This is a genomic window from Brevundimonas aurantiaca (assembly GCF_904830995.1).
Taxonomy (GTDB): domain Bacteria; phylum Pseudomonadota; class Alphaproteobacteria; order Caulobacterales; family Caulobacteraceae; genus Brevundimonas; species Brevundimonas aurantiaca.
The window spans coordinates 2,475,755-2,495,597 of record NZ_CAJGVD010000001.1 but is presented as its reverse complement, the minus strand read 5'-3'; the positions used below and the strand labels follow the sequence as shown (position 1 = coordinate 2,495,597).

21 protein-coding genes are annotated in these 19,843 nt (G+C 67.0%); 13 read left to right on the top strand and 8 right to left on the bottom strand.

The window, feature by feature from the left end; all coding sequences use genetic code 11:
• Positions 1-10: 10 nt before the first annotated feature.
• Positions 11-1,555, bottom strand: coding sequence for a methyl-accepting chemotaxis protein (locus tag JMT67_RS12225; RefSeq protein WP_201463598.1), 1,545 nt, complete (start codon positions 1,553-1,555; stop codon positions 11-13).
• 304 nt (positions 1,556-1,859) lie between these two features.
• Between JMT67_RS12225 and JMT67_RS12220 the strand changes: the two genes are divergently transcribed.
• From JMT67_RS12220 to mmcB, 5 genes are all read left to right on the top strand, one after another.
• On the top strand, positions 1,860-2,378 hold the full coding sequence (locus JMT67_RS12220) for a lipocalin family protein (protein WP_201463597.1): 519 nt from the start codon (positions 1,860-1,862) through the stop codon (positions 2,376-2,378).
• A 134-nt stretch (positions 2,379-2,512) separates the two neighbouring features.
• Positions 2,513-3,046 carry a carbonic anhydrase gene (locus JMT67_RS12215; RefSeq protein ID WP_201463596.1) on the top strand — a complete coding sequence of 178 codons (534 nt, stop codon included), beginning with the start codon at positions 2,513-2,515 and terminating at the stop codon, positions 3,044-3,046.
• Positions 3,047-3,155: 109 nt separating this feature from the next.
• Positions 3,156-3,515 (top strand): type II toxin-antitoxin system RelE/ParE family toxin, encoded by a 360-nt coding sequence (locus JMT67_RS12210; protein WP_182713382.1) that lies wholly within the window; start codon positions 3,156-3,158, stop codon positions 3,513-3,515.
• Positions 3,512-3,802, top strand: coding sequence for a helix-turn-helix domain-containing protein (locus tag JMT67_RS12205; RefSeq protein WP_201463595.1), 291 nt, complete (start codon positions 3,512-3,514; stop codon positions 3,800-3,802). The genes JMT67_RS12210 and JMT67_RS12205 overlap by 4 nt, the downstream gene beginning before the upstream one ends.
• Before the next feature lie 47 nt (positions 3,803-3,849).
• A complete protein-coding gene (mmcB, locus tag JMT67_RS12200; RefSeq protein WP_201463594.1) occupies positions 3,850-4,305 on the top strand; it encodes a DNA repair putative endonuclease MmcB in 456 nt (151 codons plus the stop codon).
• 297 nt (positions 4,306-4,602) lie between these two features.
• Here mmcB and JMT67_RS12195 read toward each other — a convergent pair whose 3' ends face one another.
• Positions 4,603-5,388 (bottom strand): C40 family peptidase, encoded by a 786-nt coding sequence (locus tag JMT67_RS12195; protein WP_201463593.1) that lies wholly within the window; start codon positions 5,386-5,388, stop codon positions 4,603-4,605.
• A 181-nt stretch (positions 5,389-5,569) separates the two neighbouring features.
• Complete coding sequence (locus JMT67_RS12190) at positions 5,570-6,952, bottom strand: leucyl aminopeptidase family protein (RefSeq protein WP_201463592.1); 1,383 nt, start codon at positions 6,950-6,952, stop codon at positions 5,570-5,572.
• Between the two features lie 76 nt (positions 6,953-7,028).
• Between JMT67_RS12190 and JMT67_RS12185 the strand changes: the two genes are divergently transcribed.
• From JMT67_RS12185 to JMT67_RS12160, 6 genes are all read left to right on the top strand, one after another.
• Entirely contained in the window at positions 7,029-7,880 is an 852-nt protein-coding gene (locus JMT67_RS12185) for a tetratricopeptide repeat protein (protein ID WP_201463591.1), read from the top strand.
• A 51-nt stretch (positions 7,881-7,931) separates the two neighbouring features.
• Positions 7,932-8,597, top strand: a complete 666-nt coding sequence (locus JMT67_RS12180) for an HAD-IA family hydrolase (protein ID WP_201463590.1) — start codon at positions 7,932-7,934, stop codon at positions 8,595-8,597.
• Between the two features lie 50 nt (positions 8,598-8,647).
• Complete coding sequence (locus JMT67_RS12175; RefSeq protein ID WP_182713376.1) at positions 8,648-9,103, top strand: iron-sulfur cluster assembly scaffold protein; 456 nt, start codon at positions 8,648-8,650, stop codon at positions 9,101-9,103.
• Positions 9,104-9,182: 79 nt separating this feature from the next.
• Positions 9,183-9,431: a membrane protein insertion efficiency factor YidD gene (gene yidD, locus JMT67_RS12170; protein ID WP_054764596.1), complete on the top strand. Its 249-nt coding sequence runs from the start codon at positions 9,183-9,185 to the stop codon at positions 9,429-9,431.
• A complete protein-coding gene (gene thrS, locus JMT67_RS12165; RefSeq protein ID WP_201463589.1) occupies positions 9,428-11,362 on the top strand; it encodes a threonine--tRNA ligase in 1,935 nt (644 codons plus the stop codon). Before yidD ends, thrS begins: the two co-directional genes overlap by 4 nt.
• A gap of 90 nt (positions 11,363-11,452) precedes the next feature.
• Positions 11,453-11,953: a YciE/YciF ferroxidase family protein gene (locus JMT67_RS12160; protein ID WP_152949394.1), complete on the top strand. Its 501-nt coding sequence runs from the start codon at positions 11,453-11,455 to the stop codon at positions 11,951-11,953.
• Between the two features lie 52 nt (positions 11,954-12,005).
• Here JMT67_RS12160 and JMT67_RS12155 read toward each other — a convergent pair whose 3' ends face one another.
• The 5 genes from JMT67_RS12155 to argB form a co-directional block, all read right to left on the bottom strand.
• Positions 12,006-13,148, bottom strand: a complete 1,143-nt coding sequence (locus JMT67_RS12155) for an AGE family epimerase/isomerase (RefSeq protein ID WP_183217477.1) — start codon at positions 13,146-13,148, stop codon at positions 12,006-12,008.
• 2 nt (positions 13,149-13,150) lie between these two features.
• Positions 13,151-14,623, bottom strand: a complete 1,473-nt coding sequence (gene rfaE1, locus JMT67_RS12150; RefSeq protein ID WP_201463588.1) for a D-glycero-beta-D-manno-heptose-7-phosphate kinase — start codon at positions 14,621-14,623, stop codon at positions 13,151-13,153.
• A gap of 97 nt (positions 14,624-14,720) precedes the next feature.
• Positions 14,721-15,590 carry a 2,3,4,5-tetrahydropyridine-2,6-dicarboxylate N-succinyltransferase gene (gene dapD, locus JMT67_RS12145; protein WP_183217473.1) on the bottom strand — a complete coding sequence of 290 codons (870 nt, stop codon included), beginning with the start codon at positions 15,588-15,590 and terminating at the stop codon, positions 14,721-14,723.
• Positions 15,587-16,246, bottom strand: coding sequence for a pyrimidine 5'-nucleotidase (locus JMT67_RS12140; RefSeq protein WP_183217471.1), 660 nt, complete (start codon positions 16,244-16,246; stop codon positions 15,587-15,589). The genes dapD and JMT67_RS12140 overlap by 4 nt, the downstream gene beginning before the upstream one ends.
• On the bottom strand, positions 16,243-17,172 hold the full coding sequence (gene argB / locus JMT67_RS12135) for an acetylglutamate kinase (protein WP_054764589.1): 930 nt from the start codon (positions 17,170-17,172) through the stop codon (positions 16,243-16,245). Before argB ends, JMT67_RS12140 begins: the two co-directional genes overlap by 4 nt.
• A 156-nt stretch (positions 17,173-17,328) precedes the next feature.
• Here argB and JMT67_RS12130 point away from each other — a divergent pair, with 156 nt between their 5' ends.
• Positions 17,329-18,681, top strand: a complete 1,353-nt coding sequence (locus tag JMT67_RS12130; protein ID WP_183217469.1) for a glycosyltransferase family 4 protein — start codon at positions 17,329-17,331, stop codon at positions 18,679-18,681.
• 289 nt (positions 18,682-18,970) lie between these two features.
• On the top strand, positions 18,971-19,831 hold the full coding sequence (locus JMT67_RS12125; RefSeq protein ID WP_182713369.1) for a class I SAM-dependent methyltransferase: 861 nt from the start codon (positions 18,971-18,973) through the stop codon (positions 19,829-19,831).
• Positions 19,832-19,843: the final 12 nt, after the last annotated feature.

Below are 19,843 nucleotides of genomic sequence, written 5' to 3'. Positions count from 1 at the left end.
GGGGGCGCCGTCAGAACTCTTCCCAGTCCTTGAGCGCAGCATTGCCCTGGGTCGCCCCGACGGCGAGCGCGAGCCGTCTTTGGGCCTTGCCGACCGGATTGTCGGCCGGGGCGTGGCGGCCGGCCTGGGCCGGCTGAGGCCGGTTCGCGGCCTCTCCGGTCTGGAACCGCGCCACCAGCCGCTCCAGCTCGCCCGCCTCGTTGCGCAGATTGGCGGCGGCGGCGGTGGTCTCCTCCACCATGGCCGCGTTCTGCTGGGTGACCTGGTCCATCTGATTGACGGCGGTGTTGACCTCGTTCAGCCCCGTGGACTGTTCCTGCGACGACTGGGCGATTTCGGACACCAGCCCGTCGATGTCGGCGATCCGCTTGACGATCCCCCCCAGGGCCTTGCCTGTCTCTCCGACCAGTTTGACGCCGCGCTCGACCTGGGCCGTGCTGTTGGCGATTAGGGCCTTGATCTCGCGCGCCGCCTCGGCCGAGCGCTGGGCCAGGGCCCGGACCTCCTGGGCCACCACGGCGAAGCCGCGCCCGGCGTCCCCGGCGCGCGCCGCCTCCACGCCTGCGTTCAGGGCCAGAAGATTAGTCTGGAAGGCGATTTCGTCGATCACCCCGATGATGTTGGTGATCTGTTTGGAGCTTTCCTCGATCTCGCCCATGGCGGCGACCGCCTCGCGCATCTCCTCGCCTGAGCGGGCGGCGCCGACGGTGGCGTCGGAGGCGGCGGCGGAGGCCTGTTTTGCGCCCTCGGCGCTGCGTTTCACGGTGGCGGTGATCTGGTCCAGGGCGGCGGCGGTCTGTTCCAGACTGGCCGCCTGCTGTTCGGTGCGGCGCGACAGGTCGTCCGAGGCCGAGGCGATCTCGTCCGAGCCGGCCCGCAGCCCGCTGGTGGAGGTCGAAATCGCGCTCATGGCCTCGCGCAGACTGTCGATCGCCGCGTTGAAATCGTCCTTGATCTGCTGATAGCGCCCGTTGAAGGGCGCGGTGATCACCGCCGTCAGATCGCCGCGCGCCAGCCGGTTCAGACTGTCGGCCAGGGCGGCGACCACCGCATCCTGCTCCTCGGCGACGCGACGCCGCTCCGCCTCGACCAGGGCGCGCTCCTCGTCGGCCTTGGCGTTCAGGATCTGAAAATAGTTGAACATGACGACGCTGGCGTCAGAAAAGACCGACCGCATCAGGCTGAGCATCAGGGCATGGTCGGCCTTCTCGTTCCAGGGCTTTTCCTTCATCAGCCCCGAGGCCAGGCCGGCGGCGTAGGCCGCATAGGTCTTGCTCAAATAGGTCGCGTAATCGAGGCTGCTCGAGATGTTCTCGGTAATCACCGCCTGCTGTTCGAAATATTCGGGCGGAAAGTCGCCGCGCGAAATGAAGGCGAACTTCCGCTTCTCGTTCTCCCACACGTCACGAGGCAGGGCGTCCAGCGTCGGGTCGATTACGCGATAGGCGTCCAGCAGGGCCTGTTCGAGATGTTTGCCTGCACGCTTGTAGACCACCTCGCCCACTTCACGCTGCTGCGCGTTCCAGGTGACGATTTTCTCGCTGATGTCAGACATTTCGTCTCGCCTTTCTAAATGCTTTTGGGCCTAAGCATATGCGATATTCGCGTCTCTATTTCGATTTACTGAGGCAATCGGCGCTCTTAACGAGGCGTGAACTTCATCCTGCCCCGCAGACCAAGGTTCGAGATGGCGGAGCGCCCCTGTCTCAGAACTGCGACAGGTGTCGGGATTTTTCGATTTCAGGCCCGGGCCGGCGCCTCGCTGCGGATTTCGCCCGGCTGAGGCGTCGCTGTGGGTGGAGGGCAACCGCGCCGCGCCGTCGGGCGTATCAAGGCGAGATCAACGAGAACAACGCCCAATGCTTCGCGCCACCCTAATCGCCGCCTCGCTCATCATTGCGCCGTCCGCAGCCCTGGCCCAGTCGCGCGCCGTCGATCTGGACCGGTTCGACGGCCGATGGTTCGAGATCGAGCGCAGCCACAACGACGTCCAGAAGGACTGCAGCCGGGCCCAGATCGACTTCACGCCCCTGGACCGACCCGACCGGTACGGCCTGGTCGTCACCTGCACCCGTCTCGCCGACGGCCGCAACGAAACCCTGCGCGCCGACGCCCGGATCACCGACACGACCACCAACGCCAAATTCCGCTTCACCCTGCCAGGCCTGCTCAGCTTCGGCGGCCTGGCGGGTCAGAACTACTGGGTCTGGGATCACGATCCGAACTACGACTGGGCCATCCTGGCCCTCCCGAACAAGTCGGACTGGTGGATCTGGCATCGCGACCAGAACGCCTCGGCGGCGGATCGCGCCCGCCTGCTGGCCCGCGCCCGGGCCCTGGGGCTGGACATGAGCCGGGTCGTCAGCACCGGCCGTTAAGCCTGATCGGTTGAGGCGGACCCGATGCGCGATCGTTAACGACAGGTTGTCAACCGGCTCCGGAAGGGTACGAACTATGCGCACTGAACGAACGCCGATACCCGTGATCGCCTGATCAATCCGGAGCGATCGCCATGCCCGACTGCTGCGCCCACACCCCGTCCCTGTCCCGCCGCAGCGCCTTCGGCCTCTTGGCCATGGCCGGCGGGGTCAGCCTTCTGTCCACCCTGGCGCCGGGCGTAGCCCGGGCGCGGGGCCATACGGAAATCCTGCTGCTGACCTGCATGGACTACCGCCTCACCGACGACACCGTCGCCTATATGGAAGGCCACGGTCTGCACGACAAATACGACCACGTCGTTCTGGCCGGCGCCTCCCTGGGCGCCCTGACCGACAAATTCCCCAGCTGGGGCCAGACCTTCTGGAGCCATCTGGACGTCGCCATCGACCTGCATCACATCCACAAGGTCGTGGTGATCGACCACCGCGACTGCGGCGCCTACAAGGTCATCCTGGGCGCCGAGACGGTGGACACTCCCGAAAAGGAACTGGCGGTCCATACGCAGGAGCTTCACGCCCTGCGCGACGCCATCAAACAGCGCCACCCCCATCTGGAGGTCGAACTGGCCCTGATGGACCTGGACGGCCACGTCGAGGAAATCGCGTAAGGCGGAGATCGCCTAAGACGGGGCGCAATCTCGCACCCCGTCCTTCTCGGTCCGATTCAGTGTCGCCGCCGGATTGAAGTGTGGGCGTCATTGACGTATATCTCGGTCGATGCAGACGCGCCCGATCACCGTCGCCGAGACGCAGGCCTTCGTGCGCTCGGCCGGAACGATTTGGAGCGATGAGGAACGGGCTGCGCTCATTGATTACGTGGCGCGCAATCCGGAAACAGGCGACCTGATCCCCGGCACGGGCGGCGTGCGCAAGCTGCGCTGGGGACGATCGGGCAGCGGCAAGCGCGGCGGCGCCAGGGTGATCTATTTCTATTATCGCCCCGACTGCCCGCTGTACCTGTTGCTGGCCTACGCCAAGGCGCAGGCGACCGATCTGACGTCGGATGAGAAAAGGACGGTGTCCGCATTGGCCGGCGCCATCAAGGCCGCTGCGGACAGAGAAGGAGACAGGCAATGAGCACCTTTGGACAGGATCTGATCGCAGCGATGCAGGAGGCCGCCGACCATGCGCGCGGCGCCGGCGAGCCGGCCGGCCTCCACACGATCGACGTTCCCGACGTGCGCGCGATCCGCGAGGGACTGGGCCTGTCGCAACAGGCGTTCGCGACCGCCTATCGCATTCCCTTGGCGACGTTGAAGGGCTGGGAACAGGGCCGCCGTCAGCCGGATGCGACCGCCAGCGCCTATCTGTCGGTCATCGCCCGACTGCCGTCCCAGGCCCGCGACGCCCTGCGCGCGGCATGAATGATCTGCCGCTTGCGTTCGGAACATAGCCGGAACATAAAGTCGGCATGGCCGCCGCCGCCCTTCATCTCGAACTGGTCTTCAGCCGGCCGGAAACCACGCTTTCGGTCACGCGCGGGGCGGCGCGGCTGATGCTGGACCTGGGCTATGCGCCCTTGCTGGAGGTCGGCCTGCCCAATGGGCGACGCGCCGACGTCATGGCCCTGGGGCCGCGCGGCGACGTCGTCATCTGCGAGGTGAAGTCCGGCGTCGACGACTATCGCGTCGATCGCAAATGGCAGGCGTACGGCCCCTTCTGCGACGCCTTCTATTTCGCCGTGGCGCCCGAGTTTCCCCAGGAGATTCTGCCCGAGGCGCCGGGGCTGATCGTCGCCGACGGCTTCGGCGGGGCGGTGGTGCGCGAGGCGCCGGCCACCCCCCTGGCGCCGGCCCGACGCAAGGCCCTGACACTGGCCTTCGCCCGCCTGGGCGCCCTGCGGACCTTCCGCGACGAACGCCCCTAGTTTCGCAAGGAGTCCCCCGCCGATTCAATCGGTTGCGAAACAGGCCGGCGGTTCGACGCGACCGGGGCGCAGCCGGGGCTAGGCTGGCGATCCGGTCTTTGACATCGCCGACCGACCGAGGCGGCGCGGCCCTGCTCCGATCGCTCCAAGCGGCGCTGAAAGTTCAGTAACGAGAGGACCGGCCGAGGCCGGCGCCGGACACATCGGACACATCGGACACATCGGACACATCGGACACATCGGACACATCGGACAGTCTTTTTAGGGGCGTCACAACCCCGACGGTCCCGCCCGGTCTCAGAGGCGGCGGAAGATCGCCGTCGCAAAGCCTTCGGCGGTCAGCCGGGCCTCGACCTCTGCGAGGGGTTCGATCAAGACCCCCTTGCCGCCCGTGGCGTGGATGATCCGTTCGGCGTCGATCATCAGGGCCGAATGGCCGGTCCAGTCGTGGTCGCCGCCGGGCGCCAGCCAGATCACCAGGTCGCCGCGCGCCGGGGCCTCGGCCGACACGGCCCGGCCCAGCTCCGCCTGGGCGTCGGACCGGCGCGGCCCCGGCAGGCCGCAGGCCAGCAGGGCCTGCTGCACCAGACCCGAACAGTCGGTCGAGACCGAGGACCGGGCGCCCAGTTCATGCGGCCGGCCCAGCAGGCGTTCGGCCACGGAGACAGGATCCCGCTCAAAGGTTCCGATCGGCGCCAGGTCGGCGTCCGCAACGCCCTCCGCCGTCTCGACCACCAGGGCGTTCAGCGGCAGGGCCGCATCGACCGCAGCCACCCTTCGCGTCGGCAAGGCCGCGCCGGCCGACAGACTGTCCAGAACCACCCAGCCGACCACGCCGTCGCGGCGCGCCCGACCCCAGGCCCGGCCGTCCGCCCGATCCAGGACGTCGAAAATCTCGCCATGCAGAAGCTGGTCGATCCGCTCGCCCCCGTCCGACCAGACGTCGGCGACGGCCACGCGACAGGACATGGCCTCGGTCGCCCGATAGGCGGTCGCCCGCACCAGACCCTCCAGCGCCTGTTCGGCCAGGTCCGGGCGGGCGAGACGATCGCCGGGCGGAAGAAGATCGAGGCGGTCAGTCAAACCTGGGCTCGCATTGGCTGAAGCGGCAGTCTTATTCCCGGAAGCCGAATCGGCCGTTAATGGGCGTCGCCTTCCTGTGGAATTCTTGTCTGCGCCCCGTCGTTTCCCCCAGTCTACGCCCCGGCTCGCCCGACGATGCGCCTCAGGGGGCGTGGACCTTCGGGCTGAGCCCGGCCTGACCTCAACCGCCGTAGCGCGCCTTCAGCACGGCGTAGCAGGCCCTTATGGCCTGGGCCTCTCCCCCTTCGGGGAAGCCGGGCCGGGCGCGGGGATTCCAGGCGAAGATGTCCATATGGGCCCAGGCGCCGCTGGCGGGGGCGAACCTTTGCAGGAACAGGGCGGCCGTGACCGACCCGGCTTGCGCCCAGGCCGAGGCGTCATTCTTGATGTCGGCGATCTCGGTGTCCAGGGCCGCCCGATAGCCCGGCCACAGGGGCATGCGCCACAGGGGATCGCCCACCTCGGCTCCCGCCGCCAGCAGATCGGCGGCCAGGGCCTCGTCGTCCGTATAGAGGGGCGGCAGCTCCGGCCCCAGGGCGATCCGCGCCGCCCCCGTCAGGGTGGCGAAGTCCAGGGTCAGGTCGGGGGAATGCTCCCCCGCCCGCGTCAGGGCGTCGGCTAGGATCAGCCGCCCCTCCGCATCCGTATTGCCGATCTCGATCGTCAGACCTTTTCGGCTGTTCAGTATGTCCCCCGGCCGGAAGGCGTCGCCCGAACCCGCATTCTCCCCCGCCGCCACGATGACCGCCAGCCGCACCGGCAGATCGGCCTGCATGACCAGCCGCCCCAGGGCCAGGGCGTGGGCGGCCCCGCCCATGTCCTTCTTCATGTTGCGCATGCCGGCGGCGGGCTTCAGGTCCAGCCCCCCGGTGTCGAACACCACCCCCTTGCCGACCAGGGCGACCAGAGGCAGGTCGGTCTGGTCCAGCTTCCAGCCGATCTCGATCAGCCGCGGCGCCCGGTGCGGGGCCGCCGCCCGACCGACCGCGTGGACGGCGGGGTAGTTCTCGTCCAGCAGGGCCTCGCCCTCGGTCACGGTGAGGGTCGCCCCGGCGCTCTCGGCGATCTCGCGGGCGATGGTCTCGATCTGCAAGGGCCCCATGTCGGCGGCCGGGGTGTCGACCATCTCACGCGCCAGGGCGCAGGCGGCGACGATCCGCGTCGTCTCATCCAGGTCCAGCCCCTCGGGCGCGACCAGCCGAACCGGCGGACGATCCGGCCGGGCCTTGTAGCGGTCAAAGACATAGGCCCCCAGGAGGAAGGCCAGGGCCGCCGCCCGCGCCGTCTCAGGCTCGGCCTCCAGCCGGTACAAGCCGCCGGGCAGCCGCGCCGACAGGCCGCGCGCCAGGACCGGATCGAAGGCCGCGCCGCTCCCCAACAGCACCTGACCGATCCCATCGCCCTCCGGCACGATCAGCAGTTCCCCGGCCTTGCCGGCAAAGCCGTGCCGTTCGGCCCAGGACTTCGCCGCCCCGTCCAGAACCGCACCCGGCGCCGACAGGCGGATCGGAACGGCCCGCTCTCCGGCGTTCGCGGCGACCAGCAGGGGATGGGGGGCGAGCATGGCGAACCTTCTTAACCAAGAGTTGACGCGAACCGGCGATTCTGAGGCGGACCGAGGAACCGTCAGGACTCCCCCCATGTCGCCCATGCCCGCCCTTCTCGCAACCGTCGCCCTTCTCAGCCTGTCGGCGGGCCCCGCCCTCGCGGCCGCCCCGGTTCAGACCCAGGGCGCGCCCCAGAACGCCGTCCAAAGCGCGACCCGCGCGCCCGCCTCGGCCGAGGTCCGCGCCGCCTATGACCGGATGGACGCCCTGGCGCGCTCGGTCTTCTGGTCGGGCGAGCACGACCTGAACCCGGCCGATCCCGTGGCGGCGGTCAAGCTGGCCCAGGCCCTGCGCGAACTGGGCCGCTATGATCAGGCCGCCCAGACGGCCGAGACCCTGCTGGCCCTCCAGCCCGCCAATCTGGACGCCCTGCTGGAGCTGGGCCGCGCCCACATCGGCCGGGGCCAGGCCTTCTACGGCATCGCCCCGCTGGAAAAGGCCCGCGACCTGGCGCCCCGCGACTGGCGGCCCTATTCCCTGCTGGGCGTGGCCTATGAGCAGGTGCGCCGGTTCGACGACGCGCGCGCGGCCTGGAACCAGGCCCTGGTCCTGTCGCCCGACAATCCCGACGTCCTGACCAACGCCGCCACGGCGGCCCTGACCCACGGCGACGCCCCCGGCGCCGAGGCCCTGCTGCGACGGGCTGCGGCCCAGCCGACGGCCTCCAGCAAGGTGCGCCAGACCCTGGCCATGACCCTGGGCCTGCAAGGCAAGATGGGCGAGGCCGAACAGATCCTGCGCCGCGAACTGCCCCCCGAGCTGGCCGATCAGAACCTGGCTTGGCTGGCGGCGCGCAATACGCCGGCCGCGCCCCAGCCGGAGGTCGCCTCCGCCCCATCGACCAGCGACACCGCCCGCACCTGGTCCTCCTTGAAAGGCGGCTGATCGGCAGGAACCTCGGCTTGCCGCCCGGCCGGCGCCGTGCTCGATAGGGGCATGACCGTCTCCCCCGGGTCCGCCCCCCGCGCCTATCGCGCCTTCCTGTTCGACATGGACGGCACCCTGATCACCTCCACCGCGGCGGCCGAGCGCGTCTGGACCCGCTGGGCCGAACGGCACGGGATCGACCCGGTCGCCTTCATCCCCACGATCCACGGGGTGCGCACCGCCGACACCATCCGCCGCCAGAACCTGCCGGGCGTCGACCTGGCGGCCGAGGTCGCCTGGGTCGAACGGGGCGAGATCGAGGATGTCGAGGGCGTCGCCCCCATTCCCGGCGCGATCGACTTCGTCAAACGCCTGCCGCCCGACCGCTGGGCCGTCGTCACCTCGGCTACGGCGCCCCTGGCCCAGGCCCGGCTGAAGGCCGCAGGGGTCGAACCGCCCGCCGTGCTGATCACGGCCGAGGACGTGGAACGCGGCAAGCCCGATCCCGCCGGCTATCGGCTGGCGGCGCAGAGGCTGGGCGTGGACGTCGCCGACTGTCTGGTGTTCGAGGACGCCCCGGCCGGCATCGCGGCCGGCGAGGCGGCCGGGGCGGAGGTTCTGGTGGTGACCGCCGCCTGGACCCACCCGCTGGAGACGGACCACCCGCAGCTGTCCGACTATGGAACCGCGACCCTGGTGGTCGAGGCGGACGGCGGTCTGACGCTGAGCGTCTAGCGGACGTTTCACGCCTTCCACTCGCTCCTTCAGCCCCCTATCTTCCAGCCATGATCGACGACCTCTACAGCGCGCGCATCCTGACCCTGGCGGCCAACCTGCCCCATGCCGGTCGGCTGGCGTCGCCGGAAGGGACCGGCGAGCGGGTCGCCAAATTGTGCGGCTCGCGGGCGATCGTCGATGTGAGCCTGGACGACCAGGGACGGGTCATGGACTTCGCCCAGGACGTGAAGGCCTGCGCCCTGGGCCAGGCGGCCGCCGGCGTCCTGGGCCAGTCCGTCCTCGGCGCCTCGGCGGATGAGATCAGGGAGGCCCGCGACGCCATGACCGCCATGCTGAAGTCCGGCGGCGAAGGCCCCGACGGTCGTTTCGAAGGGCTCCGCGTACTGAAACAGGTCGCCGACTACCCCGCCCGTCACGCCTCGACCCTGGTGGCGATCGAGGCGACGCTGGAGGCGGTCGATCAGGCCCTGGCGGGGCGAACTCGTCTCGCCGGCGCGGCCTGACGGGCTCTGACCGGTTGATCCCCCTGCTGTGACAGGGGATAAGCGCGGCGAACCCATCCAGCCCCCGGCGAAGGGACAAATGTCTCTCTATGAACGCGGCGTCCGCGCGGCCCATCGAGGCTACAAGTTGACGCTGTCTCCCCTGATCGGCCAGCAGTGCCGGTTCCTGCCGACCTGTTCGGACTATGGGCGCGACGCCCTGATCCGGCACGGACCGCTCAAGGGGGGATGGCTCACCGTGCGCCGCCTCTGTAAATGCCATCCCTTCGGCGGCTCGGGCTATGACCCGGTCCCGCCCTTGAAGACCGACGAAAAAGAACAGTCATGATCGATCTGAAATTCCCCGACGGCGCGGTGCGTCAGTATCCGGCCGGTTCGACGGCGCGGGACGTGGCGACTTCGATCTCGCCGTCCCTGGCCAAGAAGGCCGTGCTGGCCGAGCTGAACGGCGAGCAGCGCGACATGGGCCGGGTGCTGGAGACGGGCGGCGACTTCCGCCTGATCATGCGCGACGATCCCGAGGCCCTCTACACCATCCGCCACGACACGGCCCACGTCCTGGCCGAGGCGGTCCAGACCCTGTTCCCCGGCACCCAGGTCACCATCGGCCCGGCCATCGAGGACGGCTTCTATTATGACTTCTACCGCGAAGAGCCCTTCTCGACCGACGACTTCGCCGCCATCGAGAAGGAGATGGCCCGGATCGTCGATCGCGACGCCAAGTTCGAGCGCGAGGTCTGGGACCGCGACGAGGCCATCGTCTTCTTCGAGGCGCGGGGCGAGAAGTTCAAGGCCGAGCTGATCAAGGACCTGCCCGAGAACGAGACCATCACCCTGTACAAGCAGGGCGACTGGATCGACCTGTGCCGGGGCCCGCACTTTCCCTCGACGCGCCACGTCGGCAAGGCCTTCAAACTGACCAAGCTGGCCGGCGCCTACTGGCGCGGCGACTCCAAGCGCGAACAGCTTCAGCGCATCTACGGCACCGCCTGGGCGACCAAGGAGGACCTGGACGCCTATCTGCAACGGCTCGAAGAGGCCGAAAAGCGCGACCACCGCAAGGTCGGCAAGGCGATGGAGCTCTTCCACATGCAGGAAGAGGGCCGGGGCATGGTCTTCTGGCATCCCAAGGGCTGGGTGCTGTGGCGGGTGCTCGAGGCCTATATGCGCCGCCGCCTGGACGCCGCCGGCTATGTCGAGGTCAAGACGCCCCAGGTTCTGGACCGCAAATTCTGGGAGGCCTCGGGCCACTGGGACAAGTACCGGCCCAATATGTTCGTCTGCGAAACGGTCGAGGGCGAGACCCTGAGCCTGAAGCCGATGAACTGCCCCGGCCACGTCCAGATCTTCGACCAGGGCCAGCGCTCCTATCGCGAACTGCCGCTACGCATGGCCGAGTTCGGCGCCTGCCACCGCTATGAGCCATCGGGCTCGCTGCACGGTCTGATGCGGGTGCGCGGCTTTACCCAGGACGACGCCCACATCTTCTGCCGCGAGGACCAGATCGTCGAGGAGACGGCCGAGTTCATCAAACTGTGCCGCAGCGTCCATGCGGATCTGGGCATGGAGACGGCCTACATCAGCCTGGGCACACGGCCCGAGCAGCGCGCCGGCACCGACGAGTTCTGGGACAAGGCCGAGGCCCAGATGCTGGAGGCCGCCCGCGCCGCCGGCTCCGAGCCGGTCATAACCCCGGGCGACGGCGCCTTCTACGCGCCCAAGCTGGACTTCATCGTCAAGGACGCCATCGGCCGCGAATGGACCTGCGGCACGATCCAGCTGGACTATGTCCTGCCGGAACGCCTGGATGCGACCTATATCGCCGAGGACGGCCAGAAGCACCGTCCGGTCATGCTGCACCGGGCGATCCTGGGATCGTTCGAGCGGTTCATCGGCATCATGATCGAAAACTACGCCGGCGCCTTCCCCCTCTGGCTGGCGCCGGTCCAGGCGGTGGTGGCCACCATCACCTCGGACGCCGACGACTACGCCCGCGAGGTCATGGACCGATTCAAGGCGGCGGGCCTGCGCACCGAGATCGACCTGCGCAACGAAAAGGTCGGCTACAAGGTCCGCGAACACTCGGTCGGCAAGGTTCCGGTCATCGCCGTCGTCGGCCGCAAGGAGGCCGAAGAGGGCAAGGTCGCCATCCGCCGCCTGGGCTCCCAGGAGCAGACGGTAGTGACGGTCGAGGAGGCCATTCGCATCCTGACCGATGAGGCCACGCCGCCGGATCTGAAGCGGGCGACGGCCGCCTAAGCCCGGAGTCCGACACAGGAACATAAGCCGGCCTTATCGCTTGTGATGGGGTGCGCCCCCGCGCCCCATCACCATTGCGAAAGACGACCCATGGCCGAGAAGACCCTCGACACCCTGTTCCACGACACGCTTCGCGACATCTATTACGCCGAGCGCAAAATCCTGAAGTCCCTGCCCAAGATGGCCCGCGCCGCCCAGTCGCCCGAGCTGAAGGCGGCCTTCGAAAAGCACAAGGACCAGACCGAAGGCCAGATCGAACGCCTGCAGCAGGTGTTCGAAATCATCGGCAAGGCCCCGCGCGGCAAGACCTGCGACGCCATCGAAGGCATACTGGCCGAGGGCGATGAGATCATGGAAGAATACAAGGACAACCCGGCCCTCGACGCCGGCCTCTTGGCCGCCGCCCAGGCGGTGGAGCACTATGAGATCACCCGCTACGGCACGCTGAAGCGCTGGGCCAATGTCCTGGGTCTGAAGGACGCCGTCGCCCTGCTGGACGAGACCCTGCAGGAAGAATCCCAAACCGACGAAGACCTGACCGGCATCGCCGACGCCGCCGTCAACAAGGATGCGATGAAGAGCGCCGCCTGAGACCCTTGAAGCGAGGCGGGAGGCGGGACTGCGCCCCCTCCCGCCCTTCGTCCTAAAGGTCCGCCCGCTCCAGCTCGGCCACGGCCGTGGCGATGTGATAGAGCGAACTGGCCGGAACCGGCGTGTCCAAAAAGCCGCCCGCCCCCGGATCCCATTGTTCGAACCAGAGACCGGGCGTCGGGGTGTTCAGGAACCGGCTCAGCGCCCCCCAGGCGTCAGGCCAGCTTGGCGCCAAGGCCGGGACACGCAGAGCCGCCTTCAGCCATTCACCGTGCGGCCAAAGCCGGACGCCCGCGACGGCCATCGCGCCGTCCTCGAACACCTCGCCCCGCAACAGGCCCGACGCCGGGTCCAGGCCGTGCGCAAGGGCGAACCGCCCCAGCCGCTCGGCCTCGCCGTCGGCGCCTGCGCTCGTGTCCATGCCCAGCCGCTGCGCCTCCCGCAACAGCCAGGCCCATTCCATCTGATGACCCGGCTCGACCACGGCCCGCCCTTTCGGCCGCAGCGGGGCCGTCAGATCGTCCTGAAAATACTCAAACAGAAGCCCCCGCGCCCCGTCCATGAACCGTCGCCGACACAGGCCGACCAGTTCCGCCGCCAGGGCGGAGAAGGCAGGGTCCGGCATATGTTCGACACAGGCCAGGGCCGCCTCCAGCAGATGCATGTGCGGATTCTGCCGACGCGGGGCGCGCGGCGGCAGGGCCTCGACATAGCCGCCTGCAGGATGGCGCATGGACGTTTGGATGAAGTCCAAGAGCGCCAGGGCCTCGGCCTTCAACCGACCGTCCCTCGTCAGCCTATAGGCATGGGCCAGGGCGAAGAGGACAAAGGCCAGGTCGTACAGATCGCGCGTCTGATCCAGGCCCTCCCCGTCCAAGTCCAGTCGACTGATGAAGCCGCCGTCCGGATGGCGGGCGCGGTTCAGCAAAAAATCCAGACCATGCTCAACCGCCGCGCCGGCGTCCGAGACGCCGCGCTGCGCCCCCTGGGAAAAGACATAGATCTGGCGGCTCAACACCCGCAGCCGCTTATAGTCGTGGACCGGGCTGAGGTCGTGGTGAGACAGGGCCTCATAGAAGCCCCCGCGCCGACGATCGACGCCGTGTTCCAGCCACAGCGGCAGGGCCGTCTCATAAAGCCAGGCCGTCGCCTGGCGCGACGCGGCCTTCAGCTCGGTGCTGGGATCGGGGCTCATATCTAGGCCGAAGGCGTGCGGCTGCGGTCCACCAGGCCGGTGGTGGAATGGCCGGCCCTCAGCTCGACCCGGATGATGATCCCGCCCTTGGCCCTGACCAGACCGGCGCCGACGATCTGATGCTCCTGATAGTCCGCGCCCTTGACCAGGACATCGGGCTCCAGGGCGGCGATGAGTTCATAGGGGGTGTCCTCTTCGAACAGGACCACCGCGTCCACATGTCGGATGGCGGCCATCACCTCGGCGCGCGCCCCCTCGCTTTGGATCGGCCGAGTCTCGCCCTTCAACCGCCGCACCGAGGCGTCGCTGTTCAGCCCGACGATCAGCCGGTCGCAATGGCTCGCGGCCTCACGCAGCAGGGCCACATGGCCAGGATGCAGCAGGTCGAAACAGCCGTTGGTGAAGCCGACCGAAAGCCCCTGATCCCGCCAGGCGCCGCGGACGGCCCGGGCGTCTGCGCGCGACAGGATCAGTCCGTCGCGATGGTCGTCGCGCTGATCCTGGTGATTCAGCACGGTGCGCAGCTCCGCGGCGGACACCACCGCCGTCCCGGCCTTGGACACCACGATGCTGGCCGCCGTATTGGCCAGGCGCATCGCCCGCACGACCGGCAGGCCCGAGGCCACACCCAGGGCGAAGGCGGCCATGACGGTGTCGCCGGCGCCCGAGACGTCGAACACCTCCGCCGCCTCCGTCTCCAGCAGGATCGCCTCCCCGTCCACGCCATAGAAGGCCATGCCCTGTTCGGAGCGGGTCACCAACAGATTGGCGCCGGTCTGGTCCACCACCTGCCGGGCCGCCTCGCCCACGGCCGCGTCGTCGTCGCAGCGCCGACCGGTCGCGCCCGCCAGCTCCGACCGGTTCGGCTTGATATAGGCCGCGCCGCGATAGGCGGAAAAATCGGGACGTTTGGGATCGACGAAGACGGGAACCCCGACCTCGCGCGCCCGATCGAACACGGCCGCCAGAACCGCATCGGTCAGACATCCCTTGGCGTAATCCGACACGATCACCGCATCCGCCTGATCCAGCGCCTGTTCGAACAGGGCGATCAGGGCGGCCTCATCCTCGGCCGACAGGGCGTTTGAGCCTTCGCGGTCGATCCGGACCACCTGGTGGGCGCCCGCCAGGACCCGGGTCTTGGTCGTGGTCTCTCCGCCCTTCAGTCCCAGCAGCCGGCAGGAGACGCCCGCCTGTTCGGCGATCGCGCGCAGCTGATCGGCGGCCTGGTCATCGCCCACCACCCCGATCAAACGCGCCGAAGCGCCGAGCGCCACGGCGTTCAAGGCCACATTGGCCGCGCCGCCGGCCGTGAACCGGTCCCGCGCATGTTTCACCACCGGCACCGGCGCCTCGGGCGAGATGCGGCTGACGTGGCCCTGGAGATAGGCGTCGAGCATCACGTCGCCGATCACCACAACCGTCACGCCCTCGAAACTGGTGAAACGGTCCAGCGGCGAAGTCCGATCGGTCATTGCAGGTCTCAACGGAAGGCGGGGTCAGAACGGCGGGCGCGACGCAGTGTGCGCCCTCGGACGCCGCGGCGTCAAAGCCCAGGCGGGCGGCGGACGATCAGTCGCGCAGTAGCTCATTGACGCCGGTCTTGGCGCGGGTCTGGGCGTCCACCCGTTTGACGATGACGGCGCAATAGAGCGAAGGCCCGCCGTCGGCGTCCGGCAGGGCGCCGGGCACCACCACCGAATAGGCGGGCACCTCGCCCCGGAAGACCTGACCGGTCGCCCGATCGACGATCTTGGTCGAGGCGGACAGATAGACCCCCATGGCCAGCACCGCGCCTTCGCGCACGATCACGCCCTCGGCCACCTCGGCTCGGGCGCCGATGAAACAGCCGTCCTCGATGATGGTCGGATTGGCCTGGAGCGGTTCAAGAACCCCGCCGATGCCGGCGCCGCCCGACAGGTGCACGTTCTTGCCGATCTGGGCGCAGGAGCCGACCGTGGCCCAGGCGTCGACCATCGACCCCTCGTCAACGAAGGCGCCGATGTTCACGAAGGACGGCATCAGGACGACGTTCCTGGCGATGTGCGCGCCCCGCCGGACGACGGCGCCGGGAACCGAGCGGAAGCCGGCCGCCTGATAGTCGCCCGCGCTCCAGTCGCCGAACTTGTTCGCAACCTTGTCCCAGAACGGGCCGAGGGCGGCCGGATGATCGGCCGACAGAGGGATGGTGGAGGCGTGGCCGGCCCGCATGATCTGGTTGTCGTTCAGGCGGAAGGACAGCAGCACCGCCTTCTTCAGCCACTGGTGCGTGGTCCAGGCGCCGTCCGCCCCCCGCGACGCCACACGGGCCTGGCCGGAATCGAGCAGGTTGAGCGCGGTCTCGACCGCGTCCCGGACCTCGCCTCCTGTGGCGGGCGACACCTCGGCCCGGTTGTCCCAGGCGGCCTCGACGACGGATTCGAGATGCGACAGGTCGGTCATGCGGCGTCCTTGAAAGTCAGGGCGTTGAGAAAGTCGAGAAGATCGGGGGCGATATGGTCGATATGATCGCCCAGGGGCTTTCCATGGCCGTCGCCGATCAAGACGGTCGCCATCCCCAGGGCCTTGGCCGGCTCCAAATTCCTAGGCGTGTCCTCGAAGAAGGCGGCGCAGCGCGGCTCGAAGTCGAACCGCTCGATCATGCGACGAAAGGCCGACGGGGCCGGCTTGGGCGTCAGATCGCCGTCCTCGATGGCGAAGACCCCGTCGAAACAGTCGGCGATCCCGATCCGGTCCAGAACGCGGTGGGCGTAGTCCCTGGCCCCATTGGTGAAGACGAACCGGCGCCCGGGCAGAATCTTCAGCCGCTCGGCCAGACGGGGATTTCGCTCCACCCCGTCCAGGGGCACCTCATGCACCACCCTCAGAAAGTCCTCGGGATCGATGGTGTAGTTGGCCATCAGCCCGGCCAGGGTGGTGCCGTGCTCGTCCAGGAACTGGCGCTGCAACAGCCGCGCCTCCTGGGGCGCCAGGCCGACGGCCTCGACCACATAGGCGTTGATCCGCGCCTGAACCAGGGACATCAGCCCCTGTTCGCGTGGATACAGGGTGTCGTCCATGTCGAACACCCAGGCCTTGACGTGCGACAGGTCGATCAAGACGCCTTCACCAGGGTGCCGGCGCCGAATTCGGTGAACAGCTCCACCAGCATCGCATGGGGCCGGCGGCCGTCCAGAATCACCACGGCTTCCACCCCGGCCCGCACGGCCGCCATGGCCGTCTCCAGCTTGGGGATCATGCCGCCCGAGGCGACGCCGGTGTCGATCAGGCCTTGCGCCTCCTCCAGGGTCATCTGGCGAATGATCTCGCCGTCCGCCCCCTTGACCCCCGGCACGTCGGTCAGCAGCAGCATCCGCTTGGCGTTCAGCGAACCGGCCACGGCGCCCGCCACCGTATCGGCGTTGACGTTGTAGGTCTGGCCGTCCTCGGCCACCCCGATGGGGGCGATGACCGGAACCCAGTCCTCGGTCTCCGAGGCGATCAGCCCCTTGATCAGCTTGGGGTCCACCTTGGTCGGTTCCCCGACGAAGCCCAGATCGACCTCATGCTCGATCATACTGTCGGGATCGCGCTTGGTCCGGCGGGTCTTCTCGACCGTCAGCAGGCCGGCGTCCTTGCCCGACAGGCCGACGCCGCGCACGTCCGCCTCCTTGCCCGCCATGGTGATCCAGTGGGCGATCTCCTTATTGACCGCCCCGGACAGGACCATTTCGGCCACCTCCATCGTCGCCGGATCGGTGACGCGAAGACCATCGACAAAGGCCGACTTGACCCCCGCCTTGTCCAGCATGGCGCTGATCTGCGGCCCGCCGCCGTGCACCACCACGGGGTTCACCCCCATCAGCTTCAGCAGCACCACATCGGCCGCGAACTGTTTCGCCACGGCGCTCTCGCCCATGGCGTGACCGCCGTATTTGATGACCACGGTCTCGCGGTCATACACCTGAATATAGGGCAGGGCCTCGGCGAGCGTCTTCGCCGTTTCCCAGCTGCGTTCCTCGGATTGGCGCTCGGTTTCGTTCATCACCGGCGCGAGATAGCGGGGGATGGCGGCGGTGTCACTGGGAAAGGGAGCGGTCCCGCCGTGGGCGCTCAGACGGAGAGGCATCGCTGGTCAGTCAGTCTTGCCCCATGATAGGCGGGATGATCGTCAAGCTCACGCCGCTCGAGACCCGACTGAATGCCCCAAATCCCGCCTGATCGATCGGACCGCCCCTCGATCTGTATTGACGGCTTCAACCTGGCGGCCGCCCAAGGCACAGGAATCGCGACCTACAGCCGCAACCTGCTCGACGCTGCGAGCCGCTTGGGCTTCAGAACCGAGGCTCTATTCGGGCCGACGCTCCCGATAGGCTCGGTCAAGCCGTTCGGCGACGTCGCCATCCTGGATCCAGAGCGTCCCGCTGAACCGCTCCGCTTTATGCAGAAGATCGAGCGTGACGTTCGGACACTTCTCGGCCCGACGGGTCGAACCGCCTTCCCCGTGCGCCCGTCCACCGACGTCATCTGGCCCGGCGGCGAAGCGGCTCGACCGAACGCAAGCCGTTTCTGGGCGGGCGACCGACTCTATTTCTACGCCAACCGCGCCTTCAAGAAACACGGCCGCAGCACCCCGGTGCGTTTTTTCTCCACTCGCGACGCCCCGGCGCCTAGCGTGATGCACTGGACCACCCTGCTGCCGCTCAGGGCCCTAAACGTTCCGAACATCTACACCATCCACGATCTGATCCCGTTGCGCCTTCCTCATACGACGCTGCACAATAAGCCGGTATTCATGGCCCTGTGTCGCGAGGTTGCCCGGCGCGCCGATCATATCGCGGTCGTATCGGAAGCGACTCGCCGGGACGTCATCCGGATGCTCGGCGTTCCAGAAGATCGCGTTAGCAACACCTATCAGGCCGTTAGCCTGCCCAAGGCACTGATCGAACGATCGGAGCGCGACGTCGTCATCGAACTGGAGGCCACCTTCCGGCTGGGATGGGGAGACTATTTCCTGCATTTCGGCGCTGTGGAGCCGAAAAAGAACCTCGGACGTGTGGTCGAGGCCTATCTGGCGTCCGGCGTGAAAACACCTCTCGTGATTGTCGGCGGCCGAGGCTGGCTGAGCGAACCTGAAACCGCTCTGCTTAGCCACGTTAAGGCGATTGGAGGCCCAAGCTCAGATCGGATCCACGTCTACGAATACATGTCCTTCGCCACCCTGATCAGTCTGATCCGAGGAGCCAGGGCCGTACTGTTTCCCTCGCTCTACGAGGGTTTCGGCCTGCCCGTTCTCGAAGCGATGAGCCTTGGCACCCCCGTGCTGACTTCCACCCAGGGGGCGCTGCCCGAGGTCGCCGGCGACGCCGCCATTCAGGTCGATCCCTATGACGTGCAGGCCCTATCGACAGCGATAAGGATGATCGACGCGGACGCCGGCTGGCGCGCGGAAGCCTCGTTACGCGGACGAGCCCAGGCGGCGCAGTTCAACGATGATGCTTACGATGCTCGCCTCAGAGCGCTGTACAGCAAGGTGGGCGTCTATCTGCGATAACGAGGCATCTCTAATATAACCGAGGGCAAGCGGCGGATTCGGCCGACGACGCTATTCGAGCGAAACGAATTACTCCACTTCAAATGCACGAGCGAAATATAGCTTCTACAAGCACCGCTGGGACGAGGACGTTTAAGGAAGCGACCATCATCTGGTATGCTTCCCGATATCGCCACTGACGTGCGATTGCTGCAGACTGCGAAGCCCGCCTTCGACGTCAAGTGGACAAGATGAACGTTTTCAGGTTGATGCTAGACGGTGCAGATAAACCCGAGCGCGTGATTTCAGAATGCCCGAAGTGAACAACTGCCCGTGCTGCGGCCTTACGGGTCTCGTCGTCGCCCTACGAACGCAGGATCAGCAGGACAAGGTTGTAACCATATTTCATTGCTCCAATTGCTGCGCGCTCGTTCCCGACTACGCCCCAGGTCAGGGTGGGATAATCAGCCATCAAGCTGATTTTCACGCCAATTATTGGTCTAACTCGACAAAGACAGATGTAATACGTGAATCTTTGGCGATGAATAATACGGTGAATTTCTATAAAAATTATTTAGATTATTTCGGGGTTGAATCGCCAGTTCTTGATCTGGGAGGTGGTAGAGGCCTGCTCACCAAAGCACTTTTGGATTGCGGATACGAAGCCATGGGATGTGATGCAAGCGCCGAGCTCGTTCAGATCGGCCGATCCCACCTTGACCTTCCAGATCACGTCTATGTCAACCAAGATATTGCCAGCTTTGTTGAAAGCTACAGACCATCCCTCGCGCACCAAGTTGGAGCTATATTCCTGTGGCATGTAATAGAACATCTAGAAGATCCAATCGCACTCCTAGAATCATTAAAGGCCCTGATGAAGCCTGATGGTATAATCATTGCACAGGGACCTTTGCTGGACAAAAATTACATATTCCCCGAACACAGATTCCTCCATTCAGAATCTAATATTGGATGGATAGCCAATCAACTCGGCATGAAGTTACTTTTCCTTGATTCACACTCCGAGGAACGGTTTGTTTCTTTTGTGCTGTCTAATCCAGACCACCCGAGCAGTGGCCTGGATATATTTTGCGTTTCAGATGTTCACGATGCGATCGGAAGTTTATTCAGCAATTTGTCAAACGCGCTGCATCTGACGAAAATGAGCTGAAGCGCCTTCGGC

What these genes read in the sequence shown, in the direction of transcription:
- JMT67_RS12225 (WP_201463598.1), bottom strand. Translation starts at nt 1,555, where the DNA reads ATGTCTGACATCAGCGAGAAAATCGTCACCTGGAACGCGCAGCAGCGT.
- JMT67_RS12220 (WP_201463597.1), top strand. Translation starts at nt 1,860, where the DNA reads ATGCTTCGCGCCACCCTAATCGCCGCCTCGCTCATCATTGCGCCGTCC.
- JMT67_RS12215 (WP_201463596.1), top strand. Translation starts at nt 2,513, where the DNA reads ATGCCCGACTGCTGCGCCCACACCCCGTCCCTGTCCCGCCGCAGCGCC.
- JMT67_RS12210 (WP_182713382.1), top strand. Translation starts at nt 3,156, where the DNA reads ATGCAGACGCGCCCGATCACCGTCGCCGAGACGCAGGCCTTCGTGCGC.
- JMT67_RS12205 (WP_201463595.1), top strand. Translation starts at nt 3,512, where the DNA reads ATGAGCACCTTTGGACAGGATCTGATCGCAGCGATGCAGGAGGCCGCC.
- mmcB (WP_201463594.1), top strand. Translation starts at nt 3,850, where the DNA reads ATGGCCGCCGCCGCCCTTCATCTCGAACTGGTCTTCAGCCGGCCGGAA.
- JMT67_RS12190 (WP_201463592.1), bottom strand. Translation starts at nt 6,952, where the DNA reads ATGCTCGCCCCCCATCCCCTGCTGGTCGCCGCGAACGCCGGAGAGCGG.
- JMT67_RS12185 (WP_201463591.1), top strand. Translation starts at nt 7,029, where the DNA reads ATGTCGCCCATGCCCGCCCTTCTCGCAACCGTCGCCCTTCTCAGCCTG.
- JMT67_RS12180 (WP_201463590.1), top strand. Translation starts at nt 7,932, where the DNA reads ATGACCGTCTCCCCCGGGTCCGCCCCCCGCGCCTATCGCGCCTTCCTG.
- JMT67_RS12175 (WP_182713376.1), top strand. Translation starts at nt 8,648, where the DNA reads ATGATCGACGACCTCTACAGCGCGCGCATCCTGACCCTGGCGGCCAAC.
- yidD (WP_054764596.1), top strand. Translation starts at nt 9,183, where the DNA reads ATGTCTCTCTATGAACGCGGCGTCCGCGCGGCCCATCGAGGCTACAAG.
- thrS (WP_201463589.1), top strand. Translation starts at nt 9,428, where the DNA reads ATGATCGATCTGAAATTCCCCGACGGCGCGGTGCGTCAGTATCCGGCC.
- JMT67_RS12160 (WP_152949394.1), top strand. Translation starts at nt 11,453, where the DNA reads ATGGCCGAGAAGACCCTCGACACCCTGTTCCACGACACGCTTCGCGAC.
- JMT67_RS12155 (WP_183217477.1), bottom strand. Translation starts at nt 13,148, where the DNA reads ATGAGCCCCGATCCCAGCACCGAGCTGAAGGCCGCGTCGCGCCAGGCG.
- rfaE1 (WP_201463588.1), bottom strand. Translation starts at nt 14,623, where the DNA reads ATGACCGATCGGACTTCGCCGCTGGACCGTTTCACCAGTTTCGAGGGC.
- dapD (WP_183217473.1), bottom strand. Translation starts at nt 15,590, where the DNA reads ATGACCGACCTGTCGCATCTCGAATCCGTCGTCGAGGCCGCCTGGGAC.
- argB (WP_054764589.1), bottom strand. Translation starts at nt 17,172, where the DNA reads ATGAACGAAACCGAGCGCCAATCCGAGGAACGCAGCTGGGAAACGGCG.
- JMT67_RS12130 (WP_183217469.1), top strand. Translation starts at nt 17,329, where the DNA reads ATGCCCCAAATCCCGCCTGATCGATCGGACCGCCCCTCGATCTGTATT.
- JMT67_RS12125 (WP_182713369.1), top strand. Translation starts at nt 18,971, where the DNA reads ATGCCCGAAGTGAACAACTGCCCGTGCTGCGGCCTTACGGGTCTCGTC.